Origin of the sequence: Mycolicibacterium phocaicum, assembly GCF_010731115.1 — a bacterium.
In the GTDB taxonomy this organism is placed as follows: Bacteria; Actinomycetota; Actinomycetes; order Mycobacteriales; family Mycobacteriaceae; genus Mycobacterium; species Mycobacterium phocaicum.
In genome coordinates, this window is record NZ_AP022616.1 from 3,748,707 (window position 1) to 3,765,502 (window position 16,796).

General features: G+C 65.4%; 15 protein-coding genes. 8 read left to right on the forward strand and 7 right to left on the reverse strand.

What is annotated here, in order from left to right; genetic code table 11:
• Positions 1 to 8: 8 nt before the first annotated feature.
• From gyrA to dnaA, 7 genes are all read right to left on the reverse strand, one after another.
• Positions 9 to 2,534: a DNA gyrase subunit A gene (gene gyrA / locus G6N46_RS18015; RefSeq protein WP_064857431.1), complete on the reverse strand. Its 2,526-nt coding sequence runs from the start codon at positions 2,532 to 2,534 to the stop codon at positions 9 to 11.
• Between the two features lie 91 nt (positions 2,535 to 2,625).
• Positions 2,626 to 4,653: a DNA topoisomerase (ATP-hydrolyzing) subunit B gene (gene gyrB, locus G6N46_RS18020; protein ID WP_064857432.1), complete on the reverse strand. Its 2,028-nt coding sequence runs from the start codon at positions 4,651 to 4,653 to the stop codon at positions 2,626 to 2,628.
• Between the two features lie 219 nt (positions 4,654 to 4,872).
• A complete protein-coding gene (locus G6N46_RS18025) occupies positions 4,873 to 5,481 on the reverse strand; it encodes a DUF721 family protein (protein WP_174814061.1) in 609 nt (202 codons plus the stop codon).
• Positions 5,478 to 6,641, reverse strand: a complete 1,164-nt coding sequence (gene recF / locus G6N46_RS18030; RefSeq protein WP_020099897.1) for a DNA replication/repair protein RecF — start codon at positions 6,639 to 6,641, stop codon at positions 5,478 to 5,480. Before recF ends, G6N46_RS18025 begins: the two co-directional genes overlap by 4 nt.
• Complete coding sequence (gnd, locus tag G6N46_RS18035; protein ID WP_138247527.1) at positions 6,642 to 7,535, reverse strand: phosphogluconate dehydrogenase (NAD(+)-dependent, decarboxylating); 894 nt, start codon at positions 7,533 to 7,535, stop codon at positions 6,642 to 6,644.
• 28 nt (positions 7,536 to 7,563) lie between these two features.
• Positions 7,564 to 8,754, reverse strand: a complete 1,191-nt coding sequence (dnaN, locus tag G6N46_RS18040; protein ID WP_138247526.1) for a DNA polymerase III subunit beta — start codon at positions 8,752 to 8,754, stop codon at positions 7,564 to 7,566.
• A gap of 645 nt (positions 8,755 to 9,399) precedes the next feature.
• On the reverse strand, positions 9,400 to 10,878 hold the full coding sequence (dnaA, locus tag G6N46_RS18045; RefSeq protein ID WP_138247525.1) for a chromosomal replication initiator protein DnaA: 1,479 nt from the start codon (positions 10,876 to 10,878) through the stop codon (positions 9,400 to 9,402).
• 594 nt (positions 10,879 to 11,472) lie between these two features.
• On the opposite strand from dnaA, the gene rpmH reads away from it, so the two are divergent.
• From rpmH to G6N46_RS18085, 8 genes are all read left to right on the forward strand, one after another.
• A complete protein-coding gene (rpmH, locus tag G6N46_RS18050; protein ID WP_073695092.1) occupies positions 11,473 to 11,616 on the forward strand; it encodes a 50S ribosomal protein L34 in 144 nt (47 codons plus the stop codon).
• A gap of 22 nt (positions 11,617 to 11,638) precedes the next feature.
• Positions 11,639 to 12,016, forward strand: coding sequence for a ribonuclease P protein component (rnpA, locus tag G6N46_RS18055; protein ID WP_081633317.1), 378 nt, complete (start codon positions 11,639 to 11,641; stop codon positions 12,014 to 12,016).
• A complete protein-coding gene (yidD, locus tag G6N46_RS18060; protein ID WP_082934494.1) occupies positions 12,013 to 12,288 on the forward strand; it encodes a membrane protein insertion efficiency factor YidD in 276 nt (91 codons plus the stop codon). Before rnpA ends, yidD begins: the two co-directional genes overlap by 4 nt.
• A 43-nt stretch (positions 12,289 to 12,331) precedes the next feature.
• Positions 12,332 to 13,345, forward strand: a complete 1,014-nt coding sequence (gene yidC / locus G6N46_RS18065) for a membrane protein insertase YidC (RefSeq protein ID WP_234880472.1) — start codon at positions 12,332 to 12,334, stop codon at positions 13,343 to 13,345.
• A 58-nt stretch (positions 13,346 to 13,403) separates the two neighbouring features.
• Positions 13,404 to 13,955 carry a Jag family protein gene (locus G6N46_RS18070; RefSeq protein WP_138247523.1) on the forward strand — a complete coding sequence of 184 codons (552 nt, stop codon included), beginning with the start codon at positions 13,404 to 13,406 and terminating at the stop codon, positions 13,953 to 13,955.
• A gap of 66 nt (positions 13,956 to 14,021) precedes the next feature.
• A complete protein-coding gene (gene rsmG, locus G6N46_RS18075; protein ID WP_138247522.1) occupies positions 14,022 to 14,705 on the forward strand; it encodes a 16S rRNA (guanine(527)-N(7))-methyltransferase RsmG in 684 nt (227 codons plus the stop codon).
• A 149-nt stretch (positions 14,706 to 14,854) separates the two neighbouring features.
• Positions 14,855 to 15,724 carry a ParA family protein gene (locus G6N46_RS18080; RefSeq protein WP_020099888.1) on the forward strand — a complete coding sequence of 290 codons (870 nt, stop codon included), beginning with the start codon at positions 14,855 to 14,857 and terminating at the stop codon, positions 15,722 to 15,724.
• A 2-nt stretch (positions 15,725 to 15,726) separates the two neighbouring features.
• Entirely contained in the window at positions 15,727 to 16,752 is a 1,026-nt protein-coding gene (locus G6N46_RS18085) for a ParB/RepB/Spo0J family partition protein (protein ID WP_138247521.1), read from the forward strand.
• Positions 16,753 to 16,796 lie beyond the last annotated feature (44 nt).

A 16,796-nucleotide genomic window follows, 5' to 3' on the forward strand; every position in this document is an offset into this window, starting at 1 on the left:
TCGCAGCACTACGTTTCGTCGGTCTCGGTCTCGGTCGCGGTGTCGACGACCTCGGTGTCGGTCTCGTCGCCACCTTCGGCCTCTTCGGCGTTGCGCGCGACGGCAATCAGTGTGTCGCCCTCACCCAGGTTCATCAACCGCACACCCTTGGTCTGCCGTCCGGCCTTCCGCACCTGACGTGCCGCGGTCCGGATGACACCACCGCCGGAAGTGATGGCGTACAGCTCGGTGTCGTCATCGACGATCAACGCACCGACCAGACTGCCACGCTTGGGGTCGTACTGGATCGTGAGGATGCCCTTGCCGCCGCGGCCCTGTGCCGTGTACTCGTCGATGGCCGTCCGCTTGGCGTAACCGCCCGCCGTCGCGACCAACAGGTAGGTGTCCGGCACCACGACGTTGAGCGACAGCAATCGGTCGTCTTCGTTGAACCGCATGCCTTGCACACCGGAGGTGGCGCGGCCCATCGGCCGCAGCGCCTCGTCGGTCGCGGAGAACCGGATGGACTGGCCGTTGGCGGACACCAGCAGCAGGTCCTCTTCGGCGGAGCACAGCACGGCGCCGACCAGTTCGTCGCCGTCGCGCAGGTTGATCGCGACGATGCCGCCCGAGCGGTTCGAGTCGAAGTCGGCCAGCTTGGACTTCTTCACCAGACCGTTGCGGGTGGCGAGGACCAGGTAGGGCGCGTCCTCGTAGCTCTTGATCTGGATGACCTGAGCGATGCGCTCTTCCGGCTGGAAGGCCAGCAGGTTCGCCACGTGCTGGCCGCGCGCGGTCCGCGAGGCCTCGGGCAGGTCGTACGCCTTGGCCCGGTACACCCGGCCCTGCGTGGTGAAGAACAGGATCCAGTCGTGCGTCGAGCACACGAAGAAGTGGTTGACGATGTCGTCCTGCTTGAGCCCGGCGCCCTGAACGCCCTTACCGCCGCGCTTCTGGCTGCGGTAGAGGTCGGTCTTGGTGCGCTTGGCGTAGCCGGTCTCGGTGATGGTGACGACGACGTCCTCGCGCTGGATGAGGTCCTCGTCGGTGACGTCACCGTCGGCCGCGATGATGCGGGTACGACGGTCGTCGCCGTACTTGTCGGCGAGCTCCTTGAGCTCGTCGTGGACGATGGCGCGCTGCCGCTCGGGCTTGGCGAGGATGTCCTCGAGGTCGGCGATCTCGGCTTCGATCTTGGCCAGATCGTCGACGATGCGTTGCCGTTCCAGGGCGGCCAGACGACGCAGCTGCATGTCGAGGATGGCCTGCGCCTGGATCTCGTCGACGTCGAGCAGCTCCATCAAGCCCGTCCGGGCCGCGTCTGCGTTGGCCGACGCACGGATCAGCGCGATGACTTCATCAAGGGCGTCAAGGGCTTTCACCAGGCCGCGCAAGATGTGGGCGCGCTCGTTGGCCTTACGCAACCGGTACCGCGTGCGGCGGATGATGACGTCGAGCTGGTGGGCGACGTAGTACCGGATCATCTGGTCCAGCCGCAGGGTGCGCGGTACGCCGTCGACGATCGACAGCATGTTGGCACCGAAGCTGGTCTGCAGCTGGGTGTGCTTGTAGAGGTTGTTCAGCACCACCTTGGCGACGGCGTCACGCTTGAGGTCGACGACGATGCGCAGACCCACGCGGTCACTGGACTGGTCCTCGATGTTGGAGATGCCGGCGATCCGGCCGTCGCGCACCTGCTCGGCGATCGAGGTGATGAAGTTGTCGTGGTTGACCTGGTACGGCAGCTCGGTGATGACGAGCGAGGTGCGGCCCTTGGCGTCTTCCTCGATCTCGACGACACCGCGCATGCGCACCGAGCCGCGGCCGGTGCGGTAGGTGTCGGAGATGCCCTGCGTCCCGACGATCAGGCCGTGGGTCGGGAAGTCCGGACCCTTGACCCGCTCCATCACCGCTTCGAGGGTGGTCTCCTCGTCGGCTTCGTGGTTCTCCAGGCACCAGTACACGGCCTCGGCGAGTTCGCGCAGGTTGTGCGGCGGGATGTTGGTGGCCATACCGACGGCGATACCGCCGGAGCCGTTGGCCAGCAGGTTCGGGAACCGGCTGGGCAGGACGGTCGGCTCTTGGACGCGGCCGTCGTAGTTGGGGATGAAATCGACTGTCTCCTCGTCGATTTCGCGCAGCATTTCCATCGCCAGCGGGGTGAGCCGGGCCTCGGTGTAACGCATGGCGGCGGCGGGGTCGTTACCCGGCGAACCGAAGTTGCCTTGGCCGTCGACCAGCGGGTAGCGCAGCGACCACGGCTGGGCCATACGGACCAGGGTGTCGTAGATCGACGAGTCACCGTGGGGGTGGTAATTACCCATGGTCTCGGCGACCGAACGTGCCGACTTGGCGTGCGAGCGGTCCGGCCGGAATCCCGAGTCGTACATGGCGTAGAGCACCCGTCGGTGCACCGGCTTGAGGCCGTCGCGGACTTCGGGGAGCGCGCGGCCGACGATGACGCTCATGGCGTAATCGATGTAGCTGCGCTGCATCTCCTGCTGGATGTCAACCGGTTCGATGCGGTCGCCCTCGGGCGGCATGGTGTCGGTCATCGGGTTCCTTCTGCGGATTGTTTCACGTTAAACATTGCTTTTTCGGTGGTCGCCGGGACCGGACTCACAGCGCTTCGGCGTGCGATGGTGGCTAAACATCAAGGAAACGAACATCTTTCGCGTTCCGGGTGATGAAGCTGCGCCGCGCTTCGACGTCCTCGCCCATCAGGATCGAGAACAGTTCGTCGGCGGCCGCGGCGTCATCGAGCGTGACCTGACGCAGGACGCGGACGGACGGATCCATCGTGGTCTCCCACAGTTCCTTGGCGTCCATCTCACCCAGACCCTTGTAGCGCTGGATTCCGTCATCGGTGTTGATGCGCTTGCCGGCCTTCTTGCCGGCCTCGAGCAGGCCGTCGCGCTCGCGGTCCGAGTAGGCGAATTCCGGTTCGCTGCGTTGCCATTTCAGCTTGTACAGCGGCGGCTGCGCCAGGAAGATGTGGCCGTTTTCCACCAGCGGCTTCATGAACCGGAACAACAAGGTGAGCAGCAGCGTCGAGATGTGCTGGCCGTCGACGTCGGCGTCGGCCATCAGCACGATCTTGTGGTACCGCAGCTTCGACAGGTCGAACTCGTCGTGGATACCGGTGCCCAGCGCCGTGATGATGGCCTGGACTTCGTTGTTCTTGAGCACGCGGTCGATGCGGGCCTTCTCGACGTTGATGATCTTGCCGCGCAGCGGCAGGATCGCCTGGAACATCGAGTCCCGGCCACTCTTGGCCGAGCCACCGGCCGAATCACCCTCCACCACATACAGTTCCGACTTCGTCGGGTCGGTGGAGCGGCAGTCGGCAAGCTTGCCCGGTAGACCACCGATGTCGGTCGCGCTCTTGCGGCGCACCAACTCCCGCGCCTTACGGGCGGCGACACGGGCCTGCGCCGACGAAACCGCCTTGTTGACAACCGTTTTGGCTTCGGCGGGGTTGGCCTCGAACCAGTGGGTCAGCTGTTCGTTGCAGATCTTCTGCACGAACGACTTGACCTCGGTGTTGCCCAGCTTGGTCTTGGTCTGGCCCTCGAACTGGGGCTGGTGGACCTTCACCGAGACGACGGCCGCCAGACCTTCCCGGATGTCATCGCCGGTGAGGTTGGCTTCCTTCTCCTTGAGCAGTTTCTTGTCGCGCGCGTACTTGTTGACGACCGTGGTCAGCGCGGCGCGGAAACCTTCTTCGTGGGTGCCACCTTCGTGCGTGTTGATGGTGTTCGCGAAGGTGTGCACCGACTCCGAGTAGCCGGCGTTCCACTGCATGGCGATCTCGACCTCGTGGCCGTCACCCTTGCCACCGAAATCGATGATGCTCTGCTGGATGGCGCTCTTGGTCCGGTTGATGTGCTTGACGAAGTCCACCAGACCATCGGGGTAGTGGAAGACCCGGTGCTTCACCTTCTGCGGGGCCGCGGCTTCGGCGGCCTGTTCCTCAGCGGACTTGGGCGCTTCGGCATGGTCGCTGACGACCTCGTCGACGACCGCGGCCGGAGCGACGCGCTCGTCGGTCAGTTCGATGGTCAGGCCCTTGTTCAGGAATGCCATCTCCTGCAGGCGGCGGGCGATGGTCTCGAAGTCGTAGACCGTGGTCTCGAAAATGTCCGGGTCGGCCCAGAAGCGGATGGTCGTACCGGTCTTCTTGGACGGCTCGCCCTTGCGCAGCGTGCCGGGGACCGATTTGTCATAGGTCTGGTGCCATTCGAAGCCGTCCTTGTGGATGTCGGCCTCGAGCCGCGTCGACAGGGCGTTCACGACCGAGACGCCGACACCGTGCAGACCACCGGACACCTGGTAGGCGCCCTCTTCGAACTTGCCGCCGGCGTGCAGCACCGTCATGACGACGTCGACGGTCGGGATACCGGTGGCGTGCATCGCGACGGGGATGCCGCGGCCGTCGTCGGTGACCTGGACGCCGCCGTCCTCGAGGATGCGGACGTCGACCTTGGTCGCGAAACCGGCCATCGCCTCGTCGACCGCGTTGTCCACAACTTCCCAGATCAGGTGGTGCAGACCGCGCTCGCCGGTGGAACCGATGTACATACCGGGACGCTTGCGGACCGCTTCCAGACCTTCGAGGACCTTGATCGAATCGGCACCGTACTCAGCCGGCGCATCCTTCTTTTGGGCAGCCACGTCGGATGCGTCTCCTTGGGGTTCGCGGGGGCGGTGAGGACACCGCTCTCAGATCTGTCGACAGTCTACCGGTAGGGCCCGGCGGCACTGACTTTCTGACAGCGTTTTGACACGTCTGTTCGCGCCGTGCGGGGAATTTCTCGGGTGATGTCGCGTCCGGACGCTCCAGGGCCGTCATCTGAGACTCATCGGCGCGCTGAGCGGCGCCCGCAAACGCCCTCAGCCGAAGGTGTCGCGCGGTCCGCGGGCGCCGAAATTCCGCGGGCCTTTCTGCCACGTCGGACCCGAGGGACCCAGGATCTTGAGCGACGTGACGACCCCGTCACCGACGGACGCGGCGATCTTCGCCAAGATCTGCGACTGCACCATGCGCAGTTGCGTCGCCCAGGCCGTCGACTCGGCGGTCACCGTCAGGACGCCGTCGCGCAGGGACGTGGGAGAGGCGTGCTCGGCGATTTGCTCGCCGACCACCGTCGGCCACTGACCGAACACCGATCCTTCTGCCATCCGGCCGGACCACCCGCGGTTACGGGCCAGGTCCATGGTGGCCGAACCCAGCAACTGGGGATCCCGGCGGTCGGGCCCCGGTCCGGACCAGGCCCGGCGGCCACCGCCGCGCTTGACCTTCGCCACGGGTGCGTTACGGCCCCGGCCGACGTCTTTTCCTTGGCTACGGGCCGCGCCGCGGGCTTCCTCCAGCGTGCGCCGCACCAGGTCCATGCCCTTGAGGTGCGCGAGATGTGCTGGCGGAAAAGCACTTTCCGGCAGATCGGACCCCGCCGCACCATCAGCTCGGTCCGGTCGATCGGCTGGGTCAACCTCGCTCATGCGTCCACCACCGAAATCCGCCCGCCGTCGTCGTCACGCATCACCACGTTGACCCGGGTGCCGTCCCAGTCCTGGGGAATGTCATCAGGCACCGCCGCGGTGACCAAAACCTGCTCCGCCGATTGTGCCACGTCCGCCAGCGCCCGCCGGCGTGCCGAATCGAGTTCGGCGAACACATCATCGAGGAGCAGCACCGGGTCGGTGCCGTCGGTCCGCAGTAGCTCGTAGGCACCCAGGCGCAGCGCCAGCGCCATCGACCACGATTCTCCGTGGCTGGCAAAACCTTTCGCGAGCTGGTCGCCCAGGCGCAGTTCGAGGTCGTCGCGGTGCGGCCCGACCAGGCAGACGCCGCGCTCAAGTTCCGCTGACCGGCGGCGCGCGAGTTCATCGAGCAGAGCGCTCTGGTAGGCCGCGACATCGACCGACCCGGTGCCGGCCTGTTCTTCGACGGCCTCGACCGAACTGCGGTAGCGGACCGATGCCGGCCGCGACGCAGGAGCCAGCAGGTGGTAGGCCTTCGTGATCTCCGGATGCAATTCGTTGATGAGGTTCACGCGGGCGGCGATCAGCTCGGCCCCGTGGGCGGCCAGATGACCGTCCCAGACATCGAGGGTCTCGAGCGCGCCGGCATCCGCGCCACGAAAACGGCTGGCGCCCGCAGACTTCAGCAGCGCGGTGCGCTGGCGCACCACTTTTTCGTAATCTGCCCGTACCCCACCCAGTCGCGGCCGCCGGGTGCTGGCCAGTTCGTCGAGGTAGCGCCGGCGTTCCCCGGGATCGCCGCGGACCAACGACAAATCTTCCGGGGCAAACAACACCGCCCGCAGGGCGCCGAGAATTTCGCGCGCGGACCGGACCGGAGAGCGGTTCAGCCGGGCCTTGTTGGCCCGCCCGGCGGTGATGTCGAGATCCACCGCCAGTTCGCGGCCGTCGTTGACGACGATGGTGGAGACGACGGCGCGGTCACATCCGGACCGGATGAGCGGGGCGTCCGAGGCGACCCGGTGGGAGCCGAGCGTGGCGGTGTACCACAGCGCCTCGACGATATTGGTCTTGCCGAAACCGTTCTGGCCGACGAACACGGTCCGACCCGGCGCCAATTCCAGGTCGAGCCGCGGCCACGACCGGAAGTCGGTCAGACTGAGCTGTCGAACAAACACCTAGCCGGACTTACTGACCCTCTGCACGGCGTGGCCACCGAACTGATTACGAAGTGCTGCAACGGCTTTCATCGTCGGCGAGTCATCCTGCCGCGACAGGAACCGGGCGAACAGCGACGCCGCGATACCCGGCACCGGGACCCGCAACCGGATGGCCTCCTCGACCGTCCAGCGGCCCTCACCGGAATCCTCGGTGTAGCCGCTGATGTCCTCGAGCTGCGGGTCTTCCTTGAGCGCCTTGGCCAACAACTGCTGCAGCCAGGACCGCACAACGGTGCCGTTGGTCCAGGCCTGGTAGACCGCCTGCGGATCCTTGATGAGCGGCTCGGCAGCCAGCATCTCGTAACCCTCGCCGTAGGCCGTCATCAGCGCGTACTCCACGCCGTTGTGCACCATCTTGGCGAAATGGCCGGCGCCGACGGGGCCGGCGTGGACGAAACCGTCGGCGAGATCTCCCTCGGGCCGCAACGTGTCGAAGATCGGCATGACGCGTGCGACGTCGTCGTCACTACCACCGACCATCAGGCCATAGCCCTCGGTCAGACCCCAGACGCCACCGGAAACACCGGCGTCGATGAAGCCGATTCCCTTGTCCGCCAACAGCTTTGCATGCACGGCGTCTTCGGTGAAGCGGGAGTTGCCGCCGTCGATCACCAGGTCACCGGAGCTGAGCACGCCGGCGAGATCCTCGATGGTCTCGCGGGTGATGTCACCCGAGGGCACCATGACCCACACCACGCGCGGCGCCTCGAGTTGCTCGGCGAGTGCAGCGAGCGACGGGACGTCGCTGACTTCCGGCCTCGGGTCGTACCCGATGACTTCGTGGCCGCCCCCGCGCAGACGCTCGCGCATGTTGAAGCCCATTTTTCCGAGGCCGATCAACCCCAGTTGCATCAGTGCGTCCTCCGCTGTTCTGTTCCGGTCAGCCCGGCAGGCGCACCGGCATCAGCAAGTACACGTAGTCGGTGTCCCCGGCAGGGAACGGTCCGGATCCTGAGTACTGATTCTCCCCGGCCGGCCGCAACACTGCAGGCTTGCTGGGTGTCGTGAAGCCGAACGTCACCCGATCGGCATGCAACGAACCCAGGCCGTCGGTCAGGTAGGTGGGGTTGAACGCGATGGTCAACGGCTCACCGTAGAACTCCACCGGCAGGTCTTCCTCGGCGCGGCCGACATCGTCGGCGCCGGCCGACAGGCGCAGGATGTCGTCGGCGAACTCCATCCGGACCTGGGCGCCGCGATCGGCGACCAGTGCGACGCGCTTGATGGCCTCGGCCAGCTCGGCGACACCGATGGTGGCCACCGCGGTGTGTTCGGCCGGCAGCAGCTGACGGAATTTCGGGAACTCGGCGTCGAGCAGGCGCGTCGTGGTGCGCTTGCCGTTGCTGCGGATACCCAGCATGCCGTCCTTGCCGACGGCCTGACCGGCACCCAGCGACAGGTGTACCTCGGTGCCGTCGGCGCCCGACTTGGCCGACTCGGCCAGCGTCTTGGCCGGAACCAGCACGGCGGCTTCGAGATCCGGCACGGCCGAATTCCAGGTGAGTTCACGGACCGCGAGCCGGAATCGGTCGGTGGCGGCCAGCACGACCTTCTCGCCCGAGATCTCGACGCGCACACCGGTGAGCATCGGCAGGGTGTCGTCGCGGCCGGCGGCGACGGCCACCTGACCGATGGCTTCGGCGAAGACGCCTGCGGGCACGATGCCGGTCTCATCCGGCAGCGCCGGCAGCGCGGGATAGTCCTCGACCGCCATCGTGGGCAGCGAGAAGCGGGCGCTACCGCAGCTCAGCGCCACTCGGGTGCCTTCGACGCTGAGTTCCACCGGCTTGGCCGGCAGCGCGCGGGTGATGTCCGAGAGCAGCTTGCCCGACACCAAAACGCTTCCGGGAGAAGAGATTTCAGCCGCAACGCGTACCTCGGCCGACACCTCGTAGTCGTAACCGGAGATCGTCAGACCGTCGTCCGAGCCGGTCAGCAGCACACCGGCCAGGACCGGGTTCAGGGGCCGGGACGGCAGGATCCGGGCGACCCATGCCACGGCGTCGGCGAAGTCTTCCCGAACGAGACGGAACTTCAAATCGGTCAGACCGGCTGTCGTCGCCACGTCCATAGCGTCCCTTCGCTGTAACCCCACCACGCTTGCCTGCCGGATCCAGTGGACGCAGGTCGCATGGGCGCTGGGCCCGTGCGTGTGCATCGGCGTTGGTTCCGGCTATCGAAGAACACCGTAGAGCGTTCTGCGTGAAGTTGAAAGCTAAACGATCAGCCCGGACAGCGCGTGACGACCCCCGGAATCCCGTCGGGATCCGGTAGTCCACCGGGAGTTTCCCCAACGGACTGCTTTTAGAAGAAGATCTAGGGAGATCTAAAGGTATTAGTAATAGGGGTTGTGCACGCTGTGGATGGATCCACGGAGTTGCTGGTCGGGGCCTCACCGGTGGGATCCCGGCCTGTGAGCGGACTGTGCACGCGCCGTTAATCCAATCCGTGTATTTGTGGAGCGATCCGGCCATGTGGATTGTTCCGGGCAAAATCCCACGGTTTGTCCCAGGTAATACACAGTGCTGTGCACACCCCCATCGTGTGACTGGAGGTGCTGCTGATGCCAAATAATCTTTTTTGAGATTCGGGTCGGAGGGGCACAAATCACGCTGGATCCGGGGGATCCGCGGCTCGGGTACCCACTGTCGGTTCCGCCAAAACAACACCGGCCCGAGGCGATCACGCCTACGGGCCGGTGTTGAAGAAGACAGTTTCAGTGCTTGGACCGCTGCCGGATCCGGGTGGTGAGCTCCTTGACGTGATCGAAAACCTCACGCCGCGAGGCCATTTCCTTCTTGATCTTGCGTTCGGCGTACATCACCGTGGTGTGGTCGCGGCCGAAGGCCTGCCCGATGCGGGGCAAGGACAGGTCCGTGAGCTCGCGGCACAGATACATGGCGATCTGCCGCGAGAGGGCCACGGCGCGGGTCTTACCGGGCCCGCGGAGCTCCTCGACGGTGGTCTCGAAGTACTCGGCCGTGGCCGCCATGATCGTGGCAATGCTGATCTGGGTGGTGCCGGCGTCGGCGATGAGATCTCGCAGCACGATCTCGGCCAGAGACTTGTCGATCATCGTCTTGTTCAGCGACGCGAACGCCGTCACGCGGATCAGCGCACCCTCGAGCTCGCGGATGTTGCGATCGATGCGGCTGGCGATGAGTTCGAGCACGTCGTCCGGCACATCCAGGCGATCCATCTGCGCCTTCTTGCGCAGGATCGCGATGCGGGTCTCCAGCTCGGGCGGCTGAACATCGGTGATCAGACCCCACTCGAAGCGGGTCCGCAGCCGGTCCTCCAGTGTTGCAAGCTGTTTCGGCGGGCGGTCCGACGAGATGACGATCTGTTTGTTCGCGTTGTGCAGCGTATTGAAGGTGTGGAAGAACTCTTCCTGAGTGCTTTCCTTGCCTTCGATGAACTGGATGTCGTCGACCAGCAGGACGTCGATGTCGCGGAAGCTGCGCTTGAACGATGCGGTCCGGTCGTCGCGCAGCGAGTTGATGAAGTCGTTGGTGAACTGCTCGGTCGAGACGTACTTGACCCGCATGCCGGGGAACAGCTTCTGCGCGTAGTTACCGGCGGCGTGCAGCAGGTGGGTCTTGCCCAGGCCTGATTCACCCCAGATGAACAGCGGGTTGTAGGCCCGGGCCGGCGCTTCGGCGATGGCCAGCGTCGCGGCGTGCGCGAACCGGTTGGACGCGCCGATGACGAAGGTGTCGAAGGTGTAGCGCCGGTTGAGGCTCAGGTCGGCCGATTCGTCGGCGGGCGGCCGGTTGAAATACCGGGGCCAGGTCTCTTCGGCGCTGGACAGCTCTTCGGCGTCCTCGTCCAGGTCGTCGGCCGCGGTGACCGGTTCGGGGTCCGGAATCTCGGCGGTTTCTGTGGTTTCTGTGGTCGTCGGCCGCTCGTCGGTCTCCGGAACCGCGATGCGCACGCCCAGGTCGACACGTTGTCCGAGGTGTCGGCTGAGCGCGGCGATGATCGGTTCGCGCAGGTGGCGTTCGATCTCGTTCTGGACGAACTGGGTGGGGACCGACAGCAACGCGAAACCCTCGGTCAGCACCAGCGGCTGAACCATGCGCAACCAGGCCCGTTGTTGGGCGGTCAGCGTCGTGGTGCCGCCGAGGTCACCGTTGAGTTCGGCGACCACGCTTTTCCAGATGTCGGTGAACGATGAACTGGGGTTAGCGGTCAACGACTACTACCCCCTCGTAACCGCCTGACCGGCGGCTCAATAAAACGACGACAATCTGTCCACATAGTTATCCACAGACTGTGGACAAAGTAGGAGAGTGCCGTCGTGCTCGTGTTTTGCATGCAGGAAGCCCGCGCGCTGAGGCTCGTCACAGGAACGTCTGTGGGCTCGTAGCGTCGGGACCTCTCTGACTTGTTGTCTGTCGCCGTCGTGCAACGGCATTGGCAGAAGCTAACAAGTTTTCTGTTCGTCCGCCAACCGTTCGGCAACATTGGTTCGAGGTTCTTGGGCGTGTCGGCTTGCCACGTTGCGAGTGGGACAACTGTGACGAACTCGTGTGGGACGCATCGCACTTCTCACTACGAAGCGGTAACGCTTGCTGACGTGCGAGGGCGAGGTTTGACCCGGAGAATTCAGATCAGTACCCTCGAACAGTCGCCCACACGTGGTGATACGGCTGCGACCGGTATCTATCGGTACCGCGCCGGCTAGCAAGCAAGATGCGTGCGCTTACCAGCGACGACCGTGCCCACCGGCATGACTCGTTCATGTCGGTGGCGAGTGCGGGCGTCACATAGTTGAGGAGATACAGCCGTGGCCAAGGGCAAGCGGACTTTCCAGCCGAACAACCGTCGTCGGGCCCGTGTGCACGGTTTCCGTCTGCGTATGCGGACCCGTGCCGGCCGCGCCATCGTGTCGGCACGTCGCGGCAAGGGCCGTCGCTCTCTCACTGCGTGACCTGACGCAGGATCGAAGCACCGTGCTTCCGGCTCGTAACCGGATGACGCGCTCGACAGACTTTCGAGTCACCGTGAGCCGCGGTGTGCGCTCGGCGCAACGGGATCTCGTGGTGCATTCACTGGCACCACGAGATTTTGGTGATGCCGATTCAAACACTGCGGATGCGCCGAAAGTCGGTCTCGTCGTAGGTAAATCGGTCGGCAACGCCGTCCAGCGGCACCGGGTGTCCCGTCAGCTCCGTCATGCCAGCCGGGATCTCCTGCCCGAACTGCAGTCCGGTGAGCTCCTGGTGATCCGGGCCCTGCCCGGCAGTCGAGAGGCGGCCACCGCCACGCTGCAGGACGAACTGCGAGTCGCAGTGCAGCGCGCTCACGCGAAGTCCGGATCCCGGCCATGAGTCACCGGCTGGCCCGCGGGCTGATCTTTCTCATCGAGCTGTACCGCAACATGGTGTCGCCGATGCGTCTGCCCAGCTGCCGGTTCAGCCCCACCTGTAGCCAGTACGCCGTCGAGGCACTCACCGAACACGGATTGTTCCGCGGTTGTTGGCTGACGACGGTCCGGCTGGCCAAGTGTGGCCCGTGGCATCACGGGGGATGGGACCCCATCCCCGAAAGACGGTCCGCGGCAACCGCCGCGCAGTCAAGGAGCGATTCGCTTGTCTTTTAACTGGTTCAGTCTGGACTACATCTATTACCCGGTGTCGGGGATCATGTGGCTCTGGTACAAGCTTTTCGGCGCGATCCTGGGTGCGGAGAACTTCTTCGCCTGGGGCCTGTCGGTGATGTTCCTGGTCTTTTCCCTCCGTGCACTGCTGTACAAGCCGTTCGTCCGGCAGATCGAGACCACCCGGCAGATGCAGGAACTGCAGCCCCAGATCAAGGAGCTGCAGAAGAAGTACGGCAAGGATCGCCAGCGGCTCGCGCTCGAGATGCAGAAGCTGCAGAGCGAACACGGTTTCAACCCGCTCCTGGGCTGTCTGCCGATGCTGGCGCAGATTCCGGTGTTCCTGGGCCTGTTCCACGTGCTGCGCTCGTTCAACCGCACCGAGGGCGCCGGTATGGGTATCGGTGCCCAGGCGCTGTCCATCGAGCAGAACCGGTCGATCGGCAACTACTTCTTCAGTGCGACCGACGTCAGCCACTTCCTGAACACCGACCTGTTCGGTGCGCCGTTGGGCGCCACCATGATTCAGACCGGTGAGAGCCTCAAGGCGTTCGCGCACTTCGACCGCATGTCGGTGATCCTGGTGGGCATTCCGTTGATGATCGTCTCGGGTATCGCGACGCACATGAACAGCCGGGCCTCGGTGGCCCGGCAGAGTCTCGAAGCCCAGCAGAACCCCCAGACCCAGCTGATGAACAAGCTGGCGCTGTACGTGTTCCCGTTGGGCGTCGTGGTGTCCGGCCCGTTCCTGCCGATCGCCATCCTCATGTACTGGGTGGCCAACAACATCTGGACCTACGGTCAGCAGCATGTGGTGTTCAACCGGATCGAAAAGCGTGAGGCGGAGGAGAAGGAACAGGCGATCGCACGCCGTTCCGCCAACGCCCCGGCACCCGGCGTGAAGCCGAACCGGTCGAAGAAGGGCAATACACCGGCCGCCCCGGCGAGTTCGGGTACCGACGTCGAACAGACCGGTACGGAGCTGGACGGCACGACGGATTCCGGTGCCGCCGGCTCGAAGCCGGCCCCGGGCGCCAAGCCCAACAAGAAGAAGCGTTGACCGGTCAGAGGGTAAAGACCCTGAGCGACGGCCGGTGCAAGAGGGAGAAGGCAGGGATATGACAGACACAGAAACGCAGGCGGAGGCCCCGGAATCAGAGGCCGCGACGACGGCTCCGGCCGCTCCTGCAAGCAAGAGCGACGATCTTGAAGAGCGCCTGGTCGCCGAAGGTGAGATCGCCGGCGACTACCTCGAGGAGCTCCTCGATCTGCTGGACTTCGATGGTGACATCGATCTGGATGTGGAAGGCGACCGCGCGGTCGTCAGCATCGACGGTGGCAACGACCTGAGCAAGCTGGTGGGTCGCAAGGGCGAGGTGCTGGACGCGCTCCAGGAGCTGACCCGGCTGGCCGTGCACCAGAAGACCGGCGAGCGCAGCCGGTTGATGCTGGACATCGCCCGGTGGCGTCGGCAGCGCCGTGACGAGTTGGCCGCGCTGGGCAAGAAGGTCGCCGAGCGCGTGCTGGCGTCGGGTGAGCGCGAAGAGCTGTCACCGATGACGCCGTTCGAGCGCAAGATCGTGCACGACGCGGTGGCGGCCGTGGACGGCGTCCACAGCGAGAGCGAGGGCGTCGAGCCGTCGCGCCGGGTGGTTGTTCTGCTCGATTGAGCACCTTAATTACATCGATGTTGTTCGTCGGCGGCGAGCTGGCGGGGAAAGTGGAGGCTGTTTCACGTGAAACATGGTGAAGCCCCATCCCCACCGGCCGCCGCCGTCGACGTATTTGGTGACCGAGTCGATCTGGCACACAGCTACGCGGAGATCCTCGCGGGCGACGGAATCGAGCGTGGCCTGATCGGACCGTCGGAAGTCGGCCGGTTGTGGGACCGTCACGTGATGAATTGCGCCGCTATAGGCGAGTTGGTCTCGAGCGGCGAGCGAATCGGCGATATTGGCAGTGGAGCCGGCCTACCCGGCATTCCGCTGGCCCTCGCGCGGCCCGATGTTCACGTGGTCTTGATTGAGCCGCTGCTGCGCCGAGCGGACTTCCTTCGTGAAGTCGTGGCCGAGCTCGGCATCGACGTGACCGTCATCCGGGGCCGCGCCGAGGAGCGAACGGTTCGCGCCGAGGCGGGGGAGCTGGACGTCGTCACCTCGCGAGCCGTGGCAGCTCTCGACAAGCTCGCCAAGTGGAGCCTGCCGCTCCTCAAAGTCGACGGACGGATGCTGGCTCTCAAAGGGGAGCGAGCAGCCGATGAGATCGTCGAACACCGTCGGGCACTCAACTCACTCGGTGCTGTGGACGTAAGGGTGGTGAAATGTGGCGTGAACTATTTGACTCCGCCCGCAACCGTGGTCGTGGCGAAGCGCGGAGCCAAGCGCGCGGCAACCGGCCGGCCGGCCAAGAACCGGCGATGACATCGTCGGCCCGGGGGAGCGACAAGTCCGCCGAGGTTTTGGAAGCGGTCGACCCGGCCGCCACATCAGGAAAGGCAGTGAGCGATGCCAGGGGCGAGCACAGCGACGGGAAGACTGATGTTTCACGTGAAACGTGGTCAAGCGTGACGATGGATACGCCGATCGGGGCGGAAGCCGAACGTGCAGTCCAGATCCTTCACGGCGCAAAGGGTCAGCAGCTGCCGCGCCCGACACACCAGCGGGTGTTCACCATCGCCAACCAGAAGGGCGGGGTCGGCAAGACCACCACTGCGGTCAACATGGCCGCGGCCCTGGCCCTGCAGGGTCTCAACGTTCTGGTCATCGATCTGGATCCCCAGGGCAACGCGAGCACCGCGCTGGGCATCGAGCACCGACCGGGCACCGCTTCGTCGTACGAGGTGTTGATCGGTGAGATCACCCTCGAGAGCGCGCTGCAGCGCAGCCCGCACAACGAGCGGCTGTACTGCGTCCCGGCGACCATCGACCTGGCCGGCGCCGAGATCGAGTTGGTCAGCATGGTGGCACGTGAAACCCGGCTGCGGAACGCGCTCGCGACGCTCAAGGACCACAACTTCGACTACGTCTTCATCGACTGCCCGCCGTCGTTGGGTCTGCTGACCATCAACGCGCTCGTGGCGGCGCCGGAGGTGCTGATCCCCATCCAGTGCGAGTACTACGCACTGGAAGGCGTGGGCCAGCTGCTGCGCAACATCGAAATGGTCAAGGCGCACCTCAATCCCCAGCTGGACGTCACGACCGTCGTCCTCACGATGTATGACGGCCGCACCAAACTCGCCGACCAGGTCGCGATGGACGTTCGGGACCACTTTGGCGATAAGGTTTTGCGGACCGTCATCCCACGCAGCGTCAAGGTTTCCGAGGCACCGGGGTACGGCATGACGATCCTGGATTACGACCCGGGATCACGTGGAGCAATGAGCTATTTGGACGCCAGCCGTGAACTCGCCCAACGCGGCGAGTCGGGAGTGAGGAAGTAACGATGTCGCAGCCGAAGAAGCGTAGCGGACTCGGTCGGGGGCTGGCGGCGCTCATCCCGACCGGCGCACCCGAGGACGGGCAGCAGGACACCTCGCTGCGAATGGGGTCTGCGGCTGCCGATGTGTTGATCGGCGGCGGTCCGGCCGCTCCGGTCAACGGCGCCGCCGCCGCGGAATCGGCCGCGGCCGCCAGGGCCGAAGCCGAGGCGATCGGCGCGGTGTACCGCGAGATCGAGCCGTCGGCCATCCAGCCGAACCCGCGCCAGCCACGCAGCGTCTTCGACGCCGACGCGCTCGCGGAACTGGTGCACTCCATTCGCGAGTTCGGGCTCATGCAGCCCATCGTGGTGCGCGAGCTGAGCCAGCCGTCCGGGCCGCACCGCTATCAGCTGATCATGGGTGAACGGCGGTGGCGCGCCTCGCAGGAAGCCGGCCTGACGGCCATCCCGGCGATCGTCCGCGAGACCGCCGACGACAACATGCTGCGCGATGCGCTGCTCGAGAACATCCACCGGGTCCAGCTGAATCCGCTCGAAGAGGCATCGGCCTACCAGCAGCTGCTGGAGGAGTTCGACGTCACCCACGAGGAACTGGCGACCCGCATCGGTCGGTCGCGGCCGGTGATCACGAACATGATCCGGCTGCTGAAGCTGCCCATCGCGGTACAGCGCCGCGTTGCCGCCGGCGTGCTGTCGGCCGGCCACGCCCGTGCCCTGCTGGCGCTCGAAGGGGGACCGGAGAAGCAGGAGGAGCTCGCCGCCCGCATCGTGGCGGAGGGCCTGTCCGTCCGCGCAACCGAGGAAGCGGTCACCCTGGCCAACCGCGACGGTGACAAGCCGGCCCCGGCGCCGAAGCGCAAGCCGATCCAGATGCCCGGTCTCCAGGATGTGGCCGAGCAGCTGTCGACCGCGTTCGACACGAAGGTCACGGTGAGCCTCGGCAAGCGCAAGGGCAAGATCGTCGTCGAGTTCGGCTCGGTCGACGATCTTCAGCGGATCGTCGAGCTGATGAAGACGGAACAGGGCTAACCGACCCGATTTTGGGGTTGCGACAACCCGACCGGGGACATGGC

What these genes read in the sequence shown, in the direction of transcription:
- G6N46_RS18025 (WP_174814061.1), bottom strand. Translation starts at nt 5,481, where the DNA reads ATGAGCGAGGTTGACCCAGCCGATCGACCGGACCGAGCTGATGGTGCG.
- G6N46_RS18070 (WP_138247523.1), top strand. Translation starts at nt 13,404, where the DNA reads ATGACAGACACAGAAACGCAGGCGGAGGCCCCGGAATCAGAGGCCGCG.
- yidC (WP_234880472.1), top strand. Translation starts at nt 12,332, where the DNA reads ATGTGGCTCTGGTACAAGCTTTTCGGCGCGATCCTGGGTGCGGAGAAC.
- G6N46_RS18085 (WP_138247521.1), top strand. Translation starts at nt 15,727, where the DNA reads ATGTCGCAGCCGAAGAAGCGTAGCGGACTCGGTCGGGGGCTGGCGGCG.
- gnd (WP_138247527.1), bottom strand. Translation starts at nt 7,535, where the DNA reads ATGCAACTGGGGTTGATCGGCCTCGGAAAAATGGGCTTCAACATGCGC.
- dnaN (WP_138247526.1), bottom strand. Translation starts at nt 8,754, where the DNA reads ATGGACGTGGCGACGACAGCCGGTCTGACCGATTTGAAGTTCCGTCTC.
- yidD (WP_082934494.1), top strand. Translation starts at nt 12,013, where the DNA reads ATGAGTCACCGGCTGGCCCGCGGGCTGATCTTTCTCATCGAGCTGTAC.
- gyrA (WP_064857431.1), bottom strand. Translation starts at nt 2,534, where the DNA reads ATGACCGACACCATGCCGCCCGAGGGCGACCGCATCGAACCGGTTGAC.
- G6N46_RS18080 (WP_020099888.1), top strand. Translation starts at nt 14,855, where the DNA reads ATGGATACGCCGATCGGGGCGGAAGCCGAACGTGCAGTCCAGATCCTT.